This window comes from Proteus sp. G2673, assembly GCF_009915125.1.
GTDB classification, from domain to species: Bacteria; Pseudomonadota; Gammaproteobacteria; order Enterobacterales; family Enterobacteriaceae; genus Proteus; species Proteus penneri.
The window spans coordinates 347,259-366,984 of record NZ_JAABLT010000020.1; the positions used below are offsets into that span (position 1 = coordinate 347,259).

At 32.2% G+C, this 19,726-nt stretch carries 21 protein-coding genes, 1 tRNA gene and 1 pseudogene; 16 read left to right on the top strand and 7 right to left on the bottom strand.

All coding sequences use genetic code 11. From position 1 onward, the window contains the following. Positions 1-107 precede the first annotated feature (107 nt). Entirely contained in the window at positions 108-2,159 is a 2,052-nt protein-coding gene (gene helD, locus GWI59_RS11560) for a DNA helicase IV (RefSeq protein WP_109847551.1), read from the top strand. 2 nt (positions 2,160-2,161) lie between these two features. Here the strand turns inward: helD and GWI59_RS11565 are convergent, their stop codons facing one another. After that, positions 2,162-2,620: a methylglyoxal synthase gene (locus tag GWI59_RS11565; protein WP_072062770.1), complete on the bottom strand. Its 459-nt coding sequence runs from the start codon at positions 2,618-2,620 to the stop codon at positions 2,162-2,164. 137 nt (positions 2,621-2,757) lie between these two features. Here GWI59_RS11565 and GWI59_RS11570 point away from each other — a divergent pair, with 137 nt between their 5' ends. After that, positions 2,758-3,171: a CoA-binding protein gene (locus GWI59_RS11570; RefSeq protein WP_006537352.1), complete on the top strand. Its 414-nt coding sequence runs from the start codon at positions 2,758-2,760 to the stop codon at positions 3,169-3,171. Between the two features lie 79 nt (positions 3,172-3,250). Here the strand turns inward: GWI59_RS11570 and hspQ are convergent, their stop codons facing one another. Then, positions 3,251-3,571, bottom strand: a complete 321-nt coding sequence (gene hspQ / locus GWI59_RS11575; protein WP_006537351.1) for a heat shock protein HspQ — start codon at positions 3,569-3,571, stop codon at positions 3,251-3,253. 197 nt (positions 3,572-3,768) lie between these two features. Between hspQ and GWI59_RS11580 the strand changes: the two genes are divergently transcribed. Further along, the gene (locus tag GWI59_RS11580) at positions 3,769-4,050 is read left to right on the top strand and encodes an acylphosphatase (protein ID WP_006537350.1); all 282 of its coding nucleotides are present in this window, start codon (positions 3,769-3,771) and stop codon (positions 4,048-4,050) included. A 44-nt stretch (positions 4,051-4,094) separates the two neighbouring features. On the opposite strand, the gene tusE is transcribed toward GWI59_RS11580, so the two are convergent. Further along, positions 4,095-4,424 carry a sulfurtransferase TusE gene (gene tusE / locus GWI59_RS11585; RefSeq protein ID WP_006537349.1) on the bottom strand — a complete coding sequence of 110 codons (330 nt, stop codon included), beginning with the start codon at positions 4,422-4,424 and terminating at the stop codon, positions 4,095-4,097. Positions 4,425-4,606: 182 nt separating this feature from the next. Between tusE and GWI59_RS11590 the strand changes: the two genes are divergently transcribed. The 3 genes from GWI59_RS11590 to GWI59_RS11600 all read left to right on the top strand — a co-directional run bounded on the left by GWI59_RS11590 (position 4,607) and on the right by GWI59_RS11600 (position 7,305). Then, positions 4,607-4,694 (top strand) — tRNA-Ser (locus GWI59_RS11590). 450 nt (positions 4,695-5,144) lie between these two features. Then, positions 5,145-5,828, top strand: coding sequence for a hypothetical protein (locus GWI59_RS11595; RefSeq protein WP_109847575.1), 684 nt, complete (start codon positions 5,145-5,147; stop codon positions 5,826-5,828). Positions 5,829-6,177: 349 nt separating this feature from the next. After that, complete coding sequence (locus tag GWI59_RS11600) at positions 6,178-7,305, top strand: ABC transporter substrate-binding protein (RefSeq protein WP_072062766.1); 1,128 nt, start codon at positions 6,178-6,180, stop codon at positions 7,303-7,305. A gap of 60 nt (positions 7,306-7,365) precedes the next feature. Here GWI59_RS11600 and GWI59_RS11605 read toward each other — a convergent pair whose 3' ends face one another. Continuing rightward, entirely contained in the window at positions 7,366-7,614 is a 249-nt protein-coding gene (locus GWI59_RS11605) for a hypothetical protein (protein ID WP_006537345.1), read from the bottom strand. Positions 7,615-7,875: 261 nt separating this feature from the next. On the opposite strand from GWI59_RS11605, the gene cbpA reads away from it, so the two are divergent. Together cbpA and cbpM are read left to right on the top strand one after the other, a co-directional pair. Continuing rightward, positions 7,876-8,817: a curved DNA-binding protein gene (cbpA, locus tag GWI59_RS11610; RefSeq protein ID WP_072062764.1), complete on the top strand. Its 942-nt coding sequence runs from the start codon at positions 7,876-7,878 to the stop codon at positions 8,815-8,817. Then, positions 8,817-9,116: a chaperone modulator CbpM gene (cbpM, locus tag GWI59_RS11615; RefSeq protein WP_006537342.1), complete on the top strand. Its 300-nt coding sequence runs from the start codon at positions 8,817-8,819 to the stop codon at positions 9,114-9,116. Before cbpA ends, cbpM begins: the two co-directional genes overlap by 1 nt. Before the next feature lie 66 nt (positions 9,117-9,182). Here the strand turns inward: cbpM and GWI59_RS11620 are convergent, their stop codons facing one another. Then, positions 9,183-9,695 carry a LysR family transcriptional regulator gene (locus tag GWI59_RS11620; protein ID WP_161724695.1) on the bottom strand — a complete coding sequence of 171 codons (513 nt, stop codon included), beginning with the start codon at positions 9,693-9,695 and terminating at the stop codon, positions 9,183-9,185. Between the two features lie 698 nt (positions 9,696-10,393). Here GWI59_RS11620 and GWI59_RS11625 point away from each other — a divergent pair. Beyond that, positions 10,394-11,890, top strand: a complete 1,497-nt coding sequence (locus GWI59_RS11625) for a C69 family dipeptidase (RefSeq protein WP_109847554.1) — start codon at positions 10,394-10,396, stop codon at positions 11,888-11,890. A 79-nt stretch (positions 11,891-11,969) separates the two neighbouring features. Here GWI59_RS11625 and GWI59_RS11630 read toward each other — a convergent pair whose 3' ends face one another. Next, positions 11,970-12,866, bottom strand: a complete 897-nt coding sequence (locus GWI59_RS11630) for an AraC family transcriptional regulator (RefSeq protein ID WP_109400859.1) — start codon at positions 12,864-12,866, stop codon at positions 11,970-11,972. 376 nt (positions 12,867-13,242) lie between these two features. On the opposite strand from GWI59_RS11630, the gene GWI59_RS11635 reads away from it, so the two are divergent. From GWI59_RS11635 to GWI59_RS11655, 5 genes are all read left to right on the top strand, one after another. Next, on the top strand, positions 13,243-13,575 hold the full coding sequence (locus tag GWI59_RS11635) for an MliC family protein (RefSeq protein ID WP_161724697.1): 333 nt from the start codon (positions 13,243-13,245) through the stop codon (positions 13,573-13,575). A 247-nt stretch (positions 13,576-13,822) separates the two neighbouring features. Beyond that, a complete protein-coding gene (locus GWI59_RS11640) occupies positions 13,823-14,386 on the top strand; it encodes a hypothetical protein (RefSeq protein ID WP_161670921.1) in 564 nt (187 codons plus the stop codon). A 398-nt stretch (positions 14,387-14,784) separates the two neighbouring features. Next, positions 14,785-14,997 (top strand): transcription antiterminator/RNA stability regulator CspE, encoded by a 213-nt coding sequence (gene cspE / locus GWI59_RS11645; protein WP_161670922.1) that lies wholly within the window; start codon positions 14,785-14,787, stop codon positions 14,995-14,997. Between the two features lie 467 nt (positions 14,998-15,464). Continuing rightward, positions 15,465-16,394, top strand: coding sequence for an LpxL/LpxP family Kdo(2)-lipid IV(A) lauroyl/palmitoleoyl acyltransferase (gene lpxL / locus GWI59_RS11650; RefSeq protein WP_161670923.1), 930 nt, complete (start codon positions 15,465-15,467; stop codon positions 16,392-16,394). A 280-nt stretch (positions 16,395-16,674) separates the two neighbouring features. After that, positions 16,675-17,427 (top strand): class I SAM-dependent methyltransferase, encoded by a 753-nt coding sequence (locus GWI59_RS11655; RefSeq protein ID WP_072062757.1) that lies wholly within the window; start codon positions 16,675-16,677, stop codon positions 17,425-17,427. An 864-nt stretch (positions 17,428-18,291) separates the two neighbouring features. On the opposite strand, the gene GWI59_RS17430 is transcribed toward GWI59_RS11655, so the two are convergent. Beyond that, positions 18,292-18,453, bottom strand: a complete 162-nt coding sequence (locus tag GWI59_RS17430; protein ID WP_175304874.1) for a hypothetical protein — start codon at positions 18,451-18,453, stop codon at positions 18,292-18,294. Positions 18,454-18,590: 137 nt separating this feature from the next. Between GWI59_RS17430 and GWI59_RS17720 the strand changes: the two are divergent. Next, positions 18,591-18,823, top strand: a pseudogene (locus GWI59_RS17720) (5'-nucleotidase). A 303-nt stretch (positions 18,824-19,126) separates the two neighbouring features. Then, on the top strand, positions 19,127-19,306 hold the full coding sequence (locus tag GWI59_RS11665; protein WP_072062756.1) for a hypothetical protein: 180 nt from the start codon (positions 19,127-19,129) through the stop codon (positions 19,304-19,306). Positions 19,307-19,726 lie beyond the last annotated feature (420 nt).

The window sequence follows — 19,726 nt, forward strand, 5'->3', positions numbered from 1 at the left end:
CCTTAAATAAACAAGATGAAGATAATTACCTCTTAGAATATAGGGTTTATCACCGATTAAAAAGAGCTTAACGACAGACTATTTGTTATTTATTGCAGGAATTACGTATGGAACTGAAATCCACCCCGATGGGACAACGTTTAGCACAACATCCATATAATAGAGTCAAATTGTTAAATGCAGGCATTGAAGTCAGTGGTGAAAAACATCAGTATTTAATTCCTTTTAACGAACTGATTAATATTTTCTGTAAAAAAGGGATTGTGTGGGGGGAGTTAGAATTTTTATTGTCTGAAGATAAAGTTGTTCGATTACATGGAACGGATTGGGAAGAAACTCAACAGTTTTATCGTTATCTTTATCAATCATGGCAAAATTGGAGTAAAGAAATGAGCGAAATAAGCGCTCAAGTACTTGAGAAGCAACTCCATAATATTAATGAAATAACCCAATCAAATAGATGGATAAAACAGTCTAAACTTAGCGAAATTCAACAATCTATAAAAGATAGCTTTTCTGCTATTCCCCTCCCTCTTGAACGCCTTATTCAATTTGACAATTGTCATACTCTTTATCAGCAATGTTTAGAGTGGCTAAAGCAAGGTGAAGCACTTATTAATAAAGAAAATTCTGTTTGGGTAACCCAAATATTAAATGAGCATGCGGAATTTTTTAATACGATTGAATCATCGCCATTAAATGAATCACAGTGTCGTGCCGTAATTAATGGAGAAGAAAATATTCTTGTTCTCGCTGGTGCAGGAAGTGGTAAAACATCGGTATTAGTTGCCAGAGCGGGGTGGCTATTACGTCGCCAATTGGCACAACCTGATCAAATTTTATTACTTGCTTTTGGGCGTAAAGCCGCACAAGAAATGAATGAAAGGCTTTCTAGTCGTTTAAATAGCGATATTATGGCAAAAACGTTTCATGCACTGGCATTATCCATTATTCAACAAGCGACAAAAAAGCACCCCAAAATTAGTGAGCTTGAAATAAATAGTGAAAAAAGAAGAACTCTATTATTAGGTGAATGGAGAGCTCAGTGTCAGCAGAAAAAAGCACAAGCAAAAGGATGGCGAGAGTGGTTATCTCAAGAGTTTGAATGGGATATCCCTGATGGTGAGTTTTGGCATGATAAAAAATTAGAAAACCAAGTTGCTGTAAGATTAGAGCGTTGGGTTGGTCTATTAAGGATGCAAGGTGGTAGCCAAAAATCTCTGATTGAAAGTGTGGATCCCGAATATACCGAATCTTTTAAAAAGTATTTAAAATTATTATCGCCATTATTAAAAGCTTGGAAAACCGCATTAAAAGAAGAAGATGCGATCGATTTTTCAGGCTTATTGCATCAAGCTATTAACCTTATTGAAAAAGGGCGTTTCATTAGCCCATGGAAACATATTCTTGTTGATGAGTTCCAAGATATTTCACCATTAAGAGCTTCATTATTAACCGCATTAAAACAGCAAAATAAACAAACATCTCTATTTGCAGTAGGAGATGATTGGCAAGCCATTTATCGTTTTAGTGGTGCGGAATTATTATTAACGACTTCTTTCCATCACGCTTTTGGTGAAGGTGCTGAATGCGCATTAGATACGACTTATCGTTTTAATGACACGATAGGAAATGTTGCCAATACGTTTATTCAACAGAATCCAGTTCAATTATCTAAACCGTTAAATAGTCTAGTGAAAGGTAATAAAAAGTCTGTTGTACTGTTATCTGACGATCAACTTGAAAATTTACTAAATAAAATGAGTGGTTATGTAGAAGAAAATGAAACTATTCTTTTACTCGCTCGTTATCACTATTTAAAACCAGAATTATTAAAAAAAGCTAAGACACGTTGGCCTAAATTAAATTTAGAATTTATGACTTTTCATGCATCGAAGGGGCAACAAGCTGATTACGTTATTATTTTAGGTTTACAAGAGGGTAAAGATGGTTTCCCTGCACCTGCAAGGGAATCAATTATTGAATTAGCGTTATTACCAAAAGTTGAAGATTATCCTAATGCGGAAGAACGACGTTTAATGTATGTCGCATTAACAAGAGCAAAAACACAAGTATGGCTATTATTTAATAAACAACAGCCATCTTGTTTTGTTTTAGAGCTAAAATCTCAAGGTGTTCCTATACAGCGAAAACCTTAAAATTATTTTAGTCTTTCTTTTAAATAACCTTCGTAATCAGGAATTTTAATTGTTGATTCTTGTGAAAACAGAGGCGATGAAATTAAAAAGTTCGCGGTTGCACGATTGGTGGCAACCGGAATATTCCATACTGTTGCTAAGCGTAGAAGGGCTTTAACATCTGGGTCGTGGGGAACGGCGTTCAATGGGTCCCAAAAGAAAATCATAATGTCGATTTTTTTTTCAGCGATCATTGCACCTATTTGTTGGTCACCGCCCATTGGGCCACTTAGCATTTGAGTAACACTTAGGCCTGTGTGCTGGTTAATTAAATTTCCTGTGGTTCCTGTTGCAAATAACTTATGTAGAGACAGTTGTTCACGATTATTTTGAACCCATTCAAGTAATGAGCTTTTGCAGTGATCATGGGCAACAAGCGCGATATTTTTTTCTTTTAAGAGCGTGCGGTCAATTTGTTCCATTTGATACCTTTAAAAATAAATATAGTTATTGTTTCAGCTGTCAAAATACCTTTTTTTTATCTTACAAGCTATGAACGGATCAAGATACTATGATGTATCATAATATTTTCAATCTTCATGATGAACGGAGTATATAAATGGTGGACTCAGACATTTATGACATTTTAAGAAGTGTCAAAACAATTGCACTTGTTGGAGCGAGTAGCAAAGAAGATCGCCCAAGCTATAAAGTCATGAAATTCCTATTAGAACAAGGCTATGATGTTATTCCTGTCAATCCAAGCATGTCAGGGCAAACCTTATTAGGGCAGAAATGCTATGCCTCATTAAAAGATATTCCTATTGCTGTTGATATGGTGGATGTTTTTCGTCAATCTGACGTTGCATTAGAAATTGCACAAGAAGCAATTGCAATTAATGCCAAAGTATTATGGTTGCAGATTGGTGTTATCAATGAAGATGCCAAAGAGTTAGCAGAAAAAGCAGGATTACGAGTTGTTATGGATCGCTGTCCTAAAAAAGAAATTGAAGCACATGGACTTCCTTGGTAATGAACTAAAATAAAATCGCCGAAAACAAATTCGGCGATTATCATATTTATTCAGCTCACAGCTTATTTAGATTATTCGGTTAATTTCGTAATCGTGGAGCCTGTAATTGGCTACGAATTGACTGCGATAGCTCATCCAATGAGTCATTATCTAAGTGTTCATCTGAAACTTCATAAGTTATCTGTGCTTCAGCAAGATAAGTATGAACGGGCTGTCCTTCATCATCTTCCATCACAACATGGTACCAAGGTGCTGCTCGCAAGGTCACATTAGATGCAATATCATCCTCATTAGGCTGATCAAGGGAATATTCAGCATCCACATCGACAACAACGCCTAAGTAGCCGAGTAATTTATGTCTAACTTGCTGTCCTATCCCAAATTTGCTGGCGGTCATCATAGTATCACCTCCATATAGCCTTGCTTATTGGTTATATATATGAGGGTACAAAGTGAAATTTCAAGGATTTGAAAAAAATATAATCCTTTGCTTTCATTATGAATAAAGAACCTCACAAAATCAGATTATCTATTGTATAAAGAAAAGACAATAACCTGAGTAGAATTTTTATTTTAACAACACTATCAGGAGAGCATATGAAAATGGGTAGAGAATATATTATTCAAGGGCGTGTGCAGGGCGTTGGATTCCGTTTTTTTACTTATCAATGGATGAAAAAACAACCAATAACAGGGTATGTTTGGAATCGTGATGACGGTAGCGTGGGAGTAAAGGCTTTCGCGAAAGAGAATGCATTAAAAGAATTTGAAGATTGGTTAGAAGCTGGTGGACCAAGAAGTGCTAATATTACATTTTGGTCAGCGACACCTTGTGAATATGAACAGATGGCAGATTTTTCAATCCACCATTATGAGTAATATTGTTTTAATGATTTTTAATTATCTTTTATCTAAAGATAATATTAAATACATTTAACGGGTTTTGGTAAACCAGCGAGTTTTGTAGCTTGTTTTGCAGGGCCTTTAGGAAACAAACGATAAAGATAACGGCTATTTCCTTTTTCATCGCCATATTTTTGTGCAAGCGCTTTTACTAACATACGAATAGCGGGGGAGGTATTAAATTCCAAATAAAACTGTCGAACAAAACGGATAATTTCCCAGTGCTGTTCTGTTAGCTCAATTTCTTCTAATTCAGCTAATATTGGAACCATATCTTCATTCCATTCATTGCTATTTTTTAAATAACCATGACTATCTGTCTCGATTTCTTTTCCGTTAAATACAAACATGTGCGTAGCAACCAATCAAAAATAATATTGCTAATTTATCAAAAATAAGGGAAATACCCAAGTAGAACCCATAAATCGTTGATAAATTAAGCCATTGACTTGTAATGCGTTTAATTTTACGGCAAACAGTACAATAAGGGCTTTACAACATAAGCTTAGGTGTTTATATTGCTCCCCATTGCGGAGGGGTGGCCGAGCGGCTGAAGGCAGCGGTCTTGAAAACCGCCGATGGGAAACCATCCGAGAGTTCGAATCTCTCCTCCTCCGCCATTTCATCATCTCCTAGCATTTCCTTATCCCAAGTAAATCAAGCATTCCAACTAAATCCCATCATTCCAACGTCTACTAACGTCCATTGAAAGCTATCTACTTTAGCTGGTACAAATAGGGTACATTTATACCTTATGATTTGAGTCCTCCCAAATGAAGCTAACCGTTAAACAATTGATCCTAGTAAATCTAAAGAGAAAGATTGCAAGCTATTTGATAGTGGTGGGTTGTATCTAGGCTGAGAGTGGTAATCGTAGCCAGTCCCCATTAAAGCTAATGGTATTGATATTAATGCGCTGGAGTTAATGATCTGTCAGAAAGGAAACTAATTAATTTCACAGGTTGTTATGAGTAGTTTGTTAACAGAGTCGTAGATAGTTACTTGCTAGAATCTGTATGTAAATGTAATCTTTAATGCCTATTCATGTTTGTAACGAGATTTCTATCAAAATGAAAAATTTATTAGTTTCAATTGGTTGTGCTTTTACTTTATCTGGGTGTGCTGTGACTGAATATAATTACACTCCAGACTTGTATAAAATAAGTGAGCCGAAAGTAGGGAGTGTTAATCGTGCGACCATAGGTCAAAGTTTAGTAAGAGAAGGTAATATAAGTGAACTAAGAGCGATTAAGGTACTAAACCCAATACAAATAGATCTGGCCTATAAAATTATTCCTGGTGTATTCAAAAAAGTTGGTTCAAGCGACAAAGGCGATTTTTATATGCCAACTCAAACTATTGACTCTGGTTCTGTAGTTGTTGAGGTTCTTGGCCAGCCATGGAGTTCAATTTTAATAAAAAAAGGAGCTAAGGCTGATGAGATTTGTATTGTAACTGACTTAAATGTTGCTGTTTGTAGTGATAAGGCTAAGATTGAATATCTTAAGTTGAATAATTCCGATGGTAATTCATTTGAGCAGGCTTTAATTTTTAATGGAATAAATAATCAAATTGTAGATGTTAGTTATAGAAAAATAGGCTCAAACATAGAAAATCAAGGGTTTGGTAACAACATTCAATTTAATCTTAAAGAAAGTAATATTATCTCCTATGAAAATGTTAAATTGAAAGTTATAAATAGTTCTGATAATTCATTAACGTATGAAGTGATAAGTAATTTTTCTAGTAATTAAAATTATCAAAAATGAATGGTTGTCTCCTCAAAATATAGCGTTAAACAAAGAAGTTACTTTATCTGTTTAACGCTGCTATTGTAATTTGAAATAAACTAGTGACAAGAACACATGATAGTTTATGGTTAGGGTTATTTTTGTATTGTAATTAGAATGGACATAAAAGGCTTTTTAATTAGATAGTTAACTGCATTAGTGAAATAAGCTGACATATCAGACTCGAATATTTCTTTATTGCTAGATATCGCACTATTAAAACGAATTTATTTTTTAGTCATAAAAAGATAATTTTTATTGATGATGTTAATGATAATTGTTATCATTAACTCTCTGTTATGGAGAGTATACAATGAAAAATAAATATCACCTATTAGCAATATCTCTTTCTGCATTGCTTCCTTTTAGCGCATTGGCTACAACATATCCTGTTACAATTACGGATACTGATGGGCAAAAAATAACGTTAAAACATGAACCAAAACGTGTTGTATTACAAGATGGTAGAGATATTTTAACGCTGGCTTTGCTTGATAGAAATAATCCGTTTGAAAGAGTTGTAGCATGGAATAATAATCTAAAAAAATCGGATCCACAGACAGTTTCTTTACTAGAACAGAAATGGAAATCTAATATAAATTCAATCCCTGATATGGGATTTAATGACAAAGGTGAAGTGAATGCAGAGCAAGTTATTGCACAACAACCCGATGTTGTGATTGCGCAACTCAGAGCCAAACCCGCACTAGAAGGATCGGGTGTTGTCAGTATTTTAAAAGAAGCCAATATTCCTATTATTTATGTTGATACTTTCTTAGAACCAGTCAAAAACACGAAAGAAAGTGTAGAGCTTCTTGGTATCATTTTAAATAAAGAAAGTGAAGCTAAAGAATATACTGATTTTTATCAACAACACCTAGATAGTATCAAAAATAAAACTCAAGAAATTAAAAATAAGCCACGTGTATTTGTAGAGGCAAAGGCTGGAGCAAATGGTGATGGGTGTTGCTTTACACATAATAATGCGGGTTGGGGTGGTTTGATTCAAGCTGTTGGGGGTGACAATATTGGTAGTCATTTCTTACCAGGAGCTTCAGGTGTTATTTCTTTAGAGCAAGTTATTAGTACTAAACCTGATGTATATATTGTAACGGGATCTCGCTGGATTAATAAAAATAGTATTGCTGCACCATTTGGTTATGGAGTATCTAGCAAAGAGACTCAAGAAGGCTTCAAACGATTGAAGAGTCGAATTGGATTTAATCAAATCGCTGCGGTTGAAAATGGGCAATTATATGGTATATATCATAATTTCTATAATCATCCATATAACATTGTTGGTTTAGAATATTTAGCAACCTTCATTTACCCAGAACAATTTGCAGAATTAAAACCAGAGAATACTTATAAAGAGATAATAGAAAAATATACAACATTACCTAGCGCTAAATTTCTTTGGGCGGCGAAAGCAGATAAATAAAAATGTTAAATATAGCCCTTGAGTTTAAGGGCTTTTTATATTCATCTACATTTCGGCCAATCAAAGTATTTGGCTTAATAAAGTTAAAATAAGGCTAATAGCTATAATAATAAGTAAATCAATTTTCACAAAACTTAATTCAAAACCAATGATATGCATGACTCGTATTTTTGTTGGTCTTGGGCCTTTGGCTAAAGAAAAATAGCGATTCAAAATCCATGCACTGAGTGGTGCTGTTATTGCTTGAATGGCGGGGCAAGAAAAGGGATAGGCAATATTACCCACTTGCTTGTCGAACAATTTGGGCATCAGCTATTAGTTAGTCTAAATTACGATCCGTTTCCGAAAAAATAGATATTGTTTTAGTATGGTTCAGAAATAATCCACTAGGAAAAGTGGGATATTAGATGATAGATAACTGATTGAAAAACAATATTCTGCATTCAATTTAGGCATTCGATTGTTGTTATTATAGGGTTTTACTCATCAACATAATTTCTTTGTTCTATAATTAATCAAATCTAGAGTATTAATATTTAATTCATTATTTAACATAATTGAGATGTCACTATGGAATTAAAGGATTACTACGCCATAATGGGTGTCAAACCCACTGATGATACTAAAACGATTAAAACGGCTTATCGTCGTTTAGCGAAAAAATATCACCCTGATGTAAGTAAAGAGCCAAATGCAGAAGAGCGTTTTAAAGAAATTGCTCAAGCATGGGAAATATTAGGAGATGAACAACGTAGAGCTGAATATGATGAGCTTTGGGCTCATCGTAACGATCCTAAATTTAGGCAATTTACACAACAACATTCAAATAAGGATCAAGAAAGCTTTAGCCAAGAAGATTTTGATAATTTTTACACTTCATTTTTCGGTCAACATTCCCCATTTGAAGGGCGACGAGCTCAACATGCTCCTAAACAGCGCGGGCATGATTTAGAAATAGAATTAGCTGTTTTTCTGGAAGAATCACAGGAAGAACATAAGCGTACGATTAGCTATCACTTACCTGTTTATAATGTTTTCGGAATTTTGGAAGAAGAGATCCCTAAAACTTTAAATGTTAAAATTCCAGCTGGTGTCATTGATGGACAACGTATTCGTTTAAAAGGTCAGGGAACAATAGGTGAAAATGGAGGGGAGAATGGTGATTTATGGCTAACAATTCGTATTGCGCCTCATCCTCTATTTGATATTAAAGGTCATGATTTAGAAATAGTTGTCCCAGTCGCTCCTTGGGAAGCAGCATTAGGTGCAAAAATTCCTATACCTACAATAAAAGAAAAAATCTTGTTAACTATTCCGGCGGGAAGTCAGGCAGGACAAAAGCTACGTATTAAGGGAAAAGGGTTAGTCAGCAAAAAGGTCAGCGGTGATTTATATGCAATTCTAAAAATTGTGATGCCACCTAAACCCGATGAAAAGATGCGCGAATTATGGCAACAAATTGCAGATAGCCAGACCGATTATAATCCACGTAAAGACTGGGAGAATAAATAATGGGTCAATTAACAATATTTACTGTTACTGAGTTTTGTCATCATACGGGAATATCAAATGATGAGCTCAAAGAGTTTGTCGCTCTTGGGGTGATTGAACCACTAGAAATTGAAACTCAAGAGTGGTTTTTCGATGATAACGCTGTTGTGGTAACACATCGCGCATTAAAACTTCATAAAGAGCTTGCATTAGATTGGCATGGTATAGCCATAGCACTGACTTTATTAGATCAAAATGAACAGTTAAAACAAGAAAATAAGCAATTACGTCAGCAGTTAATGCGTTTTATAAATGAATAAAGATTAATAAATTAGCCACTAAAACAATAAATAGCTTTAGTGGCTATTTTTGTGCCTGAAATTTTATTAAAAAATTGTATTTTTATATTCCTTATTAATGGTCATATTATCAGTAATAACAATATCAGCTTGTTCTTTTGCTATTAAAGAAAGAAGTTGCTCACTTCTAGATATTTCTAAATGGACATTAACCTGATATTTTTTGATAAATTGAGTAGTAACCTGATTGATAAAACCATAGGCTAATGTTGGTGGAACTAGAATCCGTATACTCCTCTTTTTTTCTTGATGATGAAAATGGCTCAATCGATTGAAAGATTCAGCGATATTGGCGATTTCTTCATAAAGTAATAAGGCATCAGAGTTTGGTATTAATTTATTATTTTCACGAGTGAATAGCTTTTTACCACAACGTTTCTCGATCTGATTTAATGACTGACTTACTGCAGGTTGTGAAATGCCTAGCTGCTTTGCTGCATTAGTGACACTTCCATGATCGATCACGGATTGTATAATTTCAAAGTCACGTAAAGTTGCCCATCCTCCTGACCAAGAAGTTCTTTTTAAATTAATTGCCATCGTGTTTTTTGTTTTAGTCAGTTTATCTTATGTTCGATTATACAGTTAATAAGTTGATTATTAAATAATAGTGATGAAGGAAAATTTGAATGATTTTTATAAGAAATATTCTAAGAGTAAAAACGTAGATTATAAATGTTATTTGTAATTTATAAATTTTATTATAAAGGCTATAACGTAATGTTATTAAAGACATAATCATATAATAGTCTTAATAAGAGCTGCTAAATCAAAGGAGGGATTTGAGCAGCTATTTGAATTTATAAAAGAAAAAATCAATCAATATTTCTGATGAAAGAATTATAGAAAATAAAAGTGGAAATTTTTTAGGCTAACACAACAAAATTAACATAAAGTATTATTGGATTTAATCTGTTGTTATTGTCGTTAATATCAATAGCCGTTTACATAAATAACATCGTTGTTAATTACATAACAATAACGTTAATAACAAATCTTATCTAGATTTATTTATATTTAAAATGTGTTTTTTATAAAACTCACTGATATTAATATGATAGGTATAATTAACCTTTTTATTTCGAAATATAATAATCATTGAGATATAAATCACGGAAATCTACGCTTTTTCATTGTTAATATTTCGCATCAAATTATCTATCTGGTTTTTTATTTTGATTCTAAAAAGATACTTAATTGATCTACAAATTATAAATAACAAGCAAATGGGGAGTTTTATGTCTTTATTTAAAAAGGGTATTATTGCTTTATCTATTAATATAGCATTAGCGTCTTCAGCTTTAGCCTGTACAACGTTGTTAGCAGGAAGTGAAGCAACAAATGATGGTTCGTTGATTATTGCGCGTAGCGCAGATAGTGATGCATTAAAAGCACAACATTTTGTTATTCATCCGGCTAAAACGAATCAAACGGGTATTTACAGTACCAAAGAACATAATGGTGCTAATAATTTTACATATCCATTACCAAAGAATTCATTACGCTATACCACTGTGCCGAATTGGAAAACGCAACTCCATGGTGCAACAGGATTTAATGAACTAGGAGTGGGTGTTAGTGGTACTGAATCTATTTTTGCTTCACCTAAAGCACTCTCTTTTGATCCCTATGTTGAAGAGACAGGGATAACTGAAGATGATATTCCAGATGTCCTACTTTCAAGAGCAAAAACAGCTCGTGAAGCAGTGGAATTATTAGGGAACATTATTGAAGAACAAGGTGCTGGTGAAGGATTTGGTGTCGCTGTTGTTGATAAAAATGAGCTTTGGTATTTGGAAACTGGAACAGGACATCATTGGATCGCACAAAAATTACCTAAAGATAAATACTTTGCAACAGGAAACCAAGGTCGATTACAACACTATGATATTAACAGTAATGATGTGTTAGGCTCTAAAAATCTAGTAGAATTTGCTGTTGAGAAAGGGCTTTATAATCCTGAAAAAGAGGGGGCATTTAATTTCTCAAAAGCTTATACACGAGATGACGAACGAGACCGTACTTATAATGATCCGCGAGTATGGGTTATCCAGCAACAATTTAACCCATCACTAAAACAAGCTGTGGATGATGGTCGTAATTTCGCACCTTTATTAACGCCAGAAAAAAAAGTATCAGTGGAAGAAGCTAAAGCGATGTTACGTAATCACTTTGAAGGGACGAAACACGACCCATATACCAATGGGTTAAATGGTCAAGAATCTTGGCGTCCAATTAGTGTATTTAGAACTTATGAAGCGCATGTTATGCAAGTTCGTCCTGAGCTTCCTCAAGAAATTGGTGAAGTGACCTATGTTGGTTTAGGCATGGCAGATTTAACTGCATTTGTTCCGTATTACAGTGGATTAAAAGCTTATCCGCAACATTATGGAATAGGAAGTAATCAAGCAGATAGTGATTCTATTTACTGGAAATATCGTAAGTTACAAACATTAGTGATGACAGATTATCCAAAACTCGCACCAATAGTGAAAAAAGCTTATCAAGAGTGGGAAGCAAAAACCGCATTAGAGCAAAAAGAAATGGAAGCTAAATATCTCACTATGGTGAAAAAAGATAAAACTGGCGCAGATAAAATGCTTAATGAATTTAATCTACGAGTTATGGCAGATGCTGAAAAATTAACTGAAAACTTAATGAACGAATTGTTTACAGTAAGAACAAAAGATATTCAAGATGATATTTTCTTTGCTAATAAGTCTAAGAAGGATTGATAGGATAGAAGTATTTTAGATATCTATTTTAATAGAAAGATCCCAATTAAACTGGGATCTTTTTTATAGATAAAACTCATTAAAGAACAGGAATATAGTAGCTAATCTTTTGTACGTAATGATCACTTTGACCAAGTAATTTATCGTAACTTACTGACTCTTTTAATGTATATCGTTCAATGTCTGGACCGGGTCTGCGCAATAAATTCATTTTCGGAAGTACTTTGGTATAGACGGTATAAATAATGTCATCATAACCAGTTAATGAATCTAAGATTTCATTTATATGAAATGTAATGGCTAGATAGTTGCCACCAGGTAGTTCTAGTTGTGACATGGCCGAAGCATTTGATGTTTTTGCTAACTTTTCTTTATCAACGGCAGTGCTATAAATATACATAGTATCTTCTAATGTACTTGCAGATGCTCGATGCATTGCATATAGCTCTGTGGGTATTGTATGCACATCTTTTAAAAATTTACGCCAAAATTCTTTTCTGAATTTTTTCTTGTCTGAATCCCATGTTGAAATAGGCTTATTGTAATGATGTGACATACCGACTAATTTTTGAGATGAGAGTGTAACTACCTCATATTTAGCGCTCAGTTCAACGGTTTCTAATGCAGGGAAAATCAGTTCACTAATATCCCATCCTGGTCTTTTTCTATATTCCGAAGGCGTGATATTAAACTGTTTTTTAAAGGCCCTGCAAAATGTTTGTTGGGAATCAAAACGATACTTCAATGAAATATCTAACAGGCTACAACGTGTTATTCTTAACGCGTAGGCGCCACAAGATAAACGACGAGCGAGTATGTATTTTCCTAAAGATATTCCTGTATACGCTTTAAATAAACGCTGAAAATGCCATTTTGTATAGCCTGATTTTTCAGCAACAATATCTAACGATAAACGTGAATCGAGATTTTGCTCAATCCAAACAATGATATCTTTAACAACATTCTCTTGTAGCATGAATATTCCTATTAATTTTTCTATCGATGTTTCTCAACAGAATCGACTTAATTTATTGAACTACAATAAATTTATAGGTGTTAGGATAATTACATATCGTATAATGATAGTTACATTGAATAAAGTAAAATAGGCAGGTAATAATGTAAAGTTATGTATTGCAATTTATTTGAATTAAAATTGACTTTAATTAAAAAATTGTATTTTAACTCTTTCATCAATGATTGATAATTTTTATTAGATTTAATCTTAAATTGAAATATTTTTATATTTTAAGCTTTAATAAAATGCGGAGATATCCTATTTTATCTTTAAAAAAGAAATCCTAATCTAATTTTATTAGCAAAACATTATTTTGTTATTTTAGGAGATGTAAATGAATAAATTATTTTCTATTTCTACTATTGCTTTAGTTTTTTCACTAATAACAGCACCTGCTTTGGCTGCTAAAACGGATACTTATGACTGTGAAGGCCAAAAAATCAGATTTTCTTTTCCTAATGAACAGCTAGCTGTTATGTATTACAGTGATGAAATTATAGTTTTAAAAGAAGCTATTGCGGCTAGTGGTGCTCGTTATGTTGGTGAGAATTTCCAAATTTGGGGTAAAGGAAAAGGTGAATTTAATTTAGCAACGATTTCAGAAGATGATGCAGTTAATGGACGTGTTGCTGAAGATAAAGGACGCACTTGTAAATTAGTAAAATAACGTAGAAACCAGTTATAAATAACAAAGAGGGCAATTTTATTGTCTTCTTTGTTATAAGAAAAAGATTAAGCAAATATAATAAAATTTGAAAATAAAAACGATTATTATCGACAAAGTAATAACGCATTTTTTATCACACAAATAAGTTGATCATAAAAAAATAAATCAGTTATAAAAGTCGTTAAAATCTTTTTCTAAAGATATTTCATTTTTATTAGACCATCTTCGTATTAAAAGTATTAATGTAATGGGGTTTTCACAAGGGGCTGTTTTTGCTATGGCTCTTTGTGTTTATTGTCATGTTGATAAACTACTTATTGTCGCAGGACAAGATCAATTTGATTATCCTGATACACAAAATAAGCTAACAGATGATGTTGTTAATATGCAACGTCAAGCTGTTGGATCACCCAATTCGTTAACCAGCTGGGTTAAGCAAAATATTACAGCCAAGTGGTTAATGGATTTTATTCTAAATTACAGTGCCGATGTTGATTTGGCTGTTTATAAATCAAATGATTTTCTCCCAGTTTATCAAGAATGTATGGCCGAAGCCTTTAAACAAGGCAATGACGGATATACGCAAGATTTGCTGATTGCTATGCAACCTTGGGGATTCTCACCTGAAGAAATAAAGACGCCAACCAGCTTATGGTATGGAATGAAAGATACCAGTACAGTTCATTCACCAGACTTTGGGGATTTATTATTTCAACGTTTTCTTAATGCTGAGCGGCATTTATGGCCAGAAGAAGGTAGCTCACTTCTATGGACGAAAACAGAAAAAATTTTATTAGAACTAGCTAATTAATAAGGTGATATAGTACATTAATGACAGAGTAGATACTGGTTATCTTAAAAAATAACAGTATCTACTTTTTTATTCATGTTCTTAAATTAAAATAATGAGATAGGTAAAATAGATAATTATTTTCATCTTATAATTATTTTCTAATTTTGCGTGAGAAAAGTTTTTTTAAAATAAAGATAAAAATAATTTGCTATAAACTGAATTATATGACTTAATAGCGCCACTGGTTTGGAAGTACAGACCTATTTATGTTAGTGCAGTTTCAAGTAGTTCACCGTTTAGCGTTATCCCTGATACCTCTTCGTTGCGAATTCCTTCAAATAGTGACCATAAGTAAAAATCCGAAATCAAACCGCAAACAATGCCTTATGGCAAAATAATTAATTAAAGGAAATCTTATGTCTAATACAATGACAGGTACAGTAAAATGGTTTAACGATGATAAAGGTTTTGGCTTTATCACTCCTAAAGACGGTAGCAAAGATGTATTCGTACACTTTTCAGCGATCCAAAGCGATAGCTTCAAATCTCTGAAAGAAGGGCAAGAAGTTTCATTTTCTATCGAAAATGGCGCTAAAGGTCCAGCAGCAGCGAACGTAATCTCTCTATAATCTATTGAGCCGTTATTACTGTATATATTGTTTAATGCAATATTGATACAAGTAAGATCTAAAAAACCTCACTTCGGTGGGGTTTTTTTATATTAATTTCTAGTATTATTTAAATTTGACGTGTATTTAATAAAGCGTATAAAAAATAGCATTGTTAAAGTTATGTAAGTGTTTAATGTAAATCATTTGAATTTTTAGAAAGTTATTTACTTTAATGCCTAATGATTTTTACAAAGAAATAAATTAGTGGATAAATAAATTCTTATAATGGCAAAGTAAAGGCATTAAGATATTGTCTTCTCAATCAAAAGAAAGAAAAAAGTTTTATTAGAATAAAAAGATATCAGATAAATCATAAAAAAATAATTTAAGATAAAATTTAAATTAATATTTAATGACTTATCTTAAAAAATTACTGTCTAATCCAATATGGCTTAAATGCTTTTTAGTTCCTAAAGGACAAACTTGTGTACGCTAAAAATATTTTTTCATTACATCTATTACATCCAAAATATTTCTTAACTTGGTTTGGTGTTTTTATTCTTTTTTTATTAGTGCAACTTCCTTATTCTTGGTTACTTTTTTTAGGTAAACACCTTGGGGTGTTATCTCGTTTTTTTGTCAAAAGAAGAGTCTCAATAATAAAGAAAAATTTAGAACTATGTTTCCCTGACAAAGATAAAAATGAAATCGACAAGCTTGTTATGAATAATTTATCATCCCTAGGTATCGCATTATTTGAAACAGGTATGGCGTGGTTTTGGAGTGATCGTCGATTAAAAAATCTCTTTGAAGTACAAGGATTCTCCAATTTTACTGATGCTAAAGATAAAAAAACGGGAATTTTACTCATTGGTATACACTCTATGTCACTAGAGCTGGGAGGACGCATTATGGGACTTTGTTTCCCTGTGAATGCGATGTATAGACCACATAATAATAAAGCAATGGAGTTTATCCAGACTAAAGCAAGATGCCGTTCCGATAAGGGTATGATAGATAGACGTAACTTAAAGTTTATGGTTATGGAGTTAAAAAAAGGAAAAGCGATTTGGTTTGCTCCTGACCAAGACTTTGGTTTAAAAGGTACAACATTTTCTCCATTCTTCTCTGTTGAAAAAACATCAACCTCCAAAGGTGTTGCTATATTAGCAAAATTATCAGGAGCGCCTTCTTTAACTGTTACTTTGGTAAGAAATGAAGATCAGAAAGGCAAAAAATACAGTTTAATTATTGGTAAAGAACTGATTAATTATCCTTCTGAAGATATTCAAAATGATACAGATAGAATGAATAAGCTGATTGAAACAGAAATTATGCGAGCTCCAGAACAATATTTATGGGCTCATCGTCGGTTCAAAACTCGACCTGCAGGTGAAGCCAGTTTTTATAATTAACATAAAAAAGAGCAATACATCAATACATGATGTGTTGCTCACTATTTATAAGAAAAAAGATAATCATTATCAATTAAATTATCAGCCCTTACGTTTATATGGATTAATGAAAATGCAAACAAAAGAGATAGAATGGAAATAAAAAGATAAGAAAAAAGAATAGAGTTAGCAGGTATATAAGTTAACTATACCTGATTAATATATCTAGTTGAATATTGATATCTTAATTTATGGCTTTATTATCATTAAAAATAAACAACAAAAAGAGAATAGAATATTTATGCAGAGTTATCATTCGCTATCAGCCCAAGTTTACCAAATAGATAAACCTATAGGATGTAGTTTTGGTGACGTAGAATATTATCAAGAACGTCTTAAGGATGTTAATGGTAAAATCTTAGAACCCGCGGTAGGAACTGGGCGTATTTTAATCCCTTTATTAAAGGCTGGATTTAATATAGAAGGGTTTGATCTTTCAGATGAGATGCTTTATTTCTGTATGGAAAATCTAAGAAGTAATGGATATTCTCAAGATAAAGTGACTAAAGATAATTTGCTGACATTTCAAGTTGAGACACTTGTTGATGCAATAATTATTCCGACAGGGACTTTCTTATTGTTAGATAGCGAAACAAAAGCACTACAGTCACTTCAACAATGTTATAACGCATTAAATCTAGGCGGACGTTTGTTAATTGACATTAGTTTGGCGCATACTTTTACTAAAGGCCAATGTTCTAGTCGACAATTTGAAACGCCGGAAGGAGATTTAATTACCTTACAGATAGTAAATGCTGAAATAGATTATATTAATCAATTAACAGTATCTCATCATCGTTATGATAAATGGAGAAATGGGAAAATAATTGAAAGTGAATGGGAAGTGTTTAAATTGAAATGGTTTGGCGTGTATGAATTTAAACGGATCCTTGAATCTATTGGCTTTGACAAAATAACAATTTCTGGAGATTATCAATATCTACGCGAACCAAATAACGAAACAGAAATTATTACTTTTGAAGCTTATAAATAGAAATTAAATAGGATATTGACAATAAGACCATAAAATAATGGCCTTTTGAAGGTCATTAAGTAGTTTTTCTACCTTTTTGAAAAGGTCAAATGTTGTCTTTGCTATGAAAAAATAAAATAAGAGAATGTTTACTTTGAAAGAAATAATGATTTTATGTGTCAGTATTAAAGTGAGTTTTTAAGATAAAAAACCCCCGCACTAGGCGGGGGTAAATTAAATATCTATCGTGTCATCAAAAGCATAGAGAGCATAATAAGAGCCTGTACCATCATGACCAATTCGAGTGATAAAGTCGATATAGTCCTGTGGAAATTTACATCCAAATTTTTTGTGTTAGTGACCAACAATAGCAACAAAAATTAATTTTTCACGGATACGTTCAGTAGGATTATCTGCATATTTCTTATTTATTTGTTCTCATTGTTGCAACGATGTCAATTTGTTCTTTTTTCAAAGAAAGATGAGATAAAACCCATAAAGTAAAGTCCCTATTGATGATAGGGTTTAAGTCTAAAATATTTGTTTAACCATCTGTTATGGTCGATAGAAAACTAAATATAAAATGATTTTCTTACTGAAATTACACGATAAACTATTTTTATCTTAATAAGAAAATAGTATTTTTAGGTAATGGTTTTCTTTATTTATTGTACAAGGAGAATAAATATATGATAAATAAAAAAGAGACCAACGCTAGGAGAGTTGGTCAATAAATACTAGAAGCAATGTGAGCAATGTCGTTGTGAAAAACTGAGTAAAATACTCAACTATTCATGCAGTAAAAGATAATCATTATCATTTAATGTGTCAACCCCACTAAGATTATGGTCACTATTTATTCACATTAAAAACCAACAAAATAATTTAGTTGATAGAAACTAAAGTTGGTAATTTGTCAATTATAACAATGAGATCACTTTTTTCTGATTTAGTCTTTATCGCATTCTCAATGCTTTTCATTTTTTTTATTTTATTGATTAAATCCTTAGCATGTTGAGATCGTAAATGTATTGTTTTTTTAACCATGAGTATTCTCCTTACTTGTGATAACCACTAGCATAATAGTGATAACATTTAAATGCAAATGATAATCAATATCATTTGATATTAAAGAAGAGAATAAACTCTTGGGAAACATTGTGACACTGCTATATTCATACTTTATGTGCAGATTTTCTTACCTCAGAGCTATTTATGTTCCATTACTTAAGATCTCCATTGTTACTGCACGAAATGCACCATCTCATAAGCGAGTTATTAATACCATAAGGGGATGGGGAATTTCTGTTAATGAAGCTTTTTTATGGGAGGAGTAGATAAAGTAAATGTGTTAAAGATTTTAAAACCACATATATTCTTTGATGATCAAAAATTACATTTAAAATCCTCGTATTAACTTCCTTCTGTACATATCCCGTTTGGGATAGCGAACAAAGATATAGATAATAAATTATTATAGTAAAAAAGGTGTGTGATATTTATATCATACCCTCTTTTTTTATTTTGTCTAATGTGGCTTTTATTTGAAATATTCTATTTATATTTTTTTATTTAAATAAAACCAATAGCAAAGTTGGATCTATTTTTATAGAAGTAGTATGGTATTGGATAATTTATATATATTATAAATTAATAACGATTTATAGATATTTTATCTTAGAGGTATCTAATTAATTAAAATTAAATAAGGAAAATTGAAATGGATAATGATCATAGATTTTTTTCTGATGATATATGCCCCAAAACCGCATTATATGGTCAATTTTATGGTGATAATCACTATGCGGGCAGAGATTATGAGCGGAAAATATATAACGGAAATAAATTCCCAAAAACTAAAAAAGGATTTTATTTTAAAAAGTTAATGAATTTTAAATGATAAAAGTAACAAGCAGTAATATAAAGTCACTTTAACAAAAGTATCAGTTGATGATTGCGTAATAACGAGTTTTAACTTGTTAAAATAATATTACGTTAAATTTATTATTAAATTTCAAATGTCAGCAGATTAATAGCCTTATCATAAAGGTTAGAAATTCTTTCTAATATTATTTTATCTTGAGTAAATATCATATTAAATGACTGGCTCAGTAATATGTAATCATCAACATTTTTTATATTATTAATGGTTTATCTTTGGTTCTATTTATCGAATATACTGTAAGTTTCTAAAAATTTATAATGTGTGGAATAAGCATATAAGTATAAAGTGAAAAGATATTATTATAACAAGTGAGTTATTGATGTAAAAACTCACTTGTTAATATATGAAATCATACAGTATGAAGATACAACATTA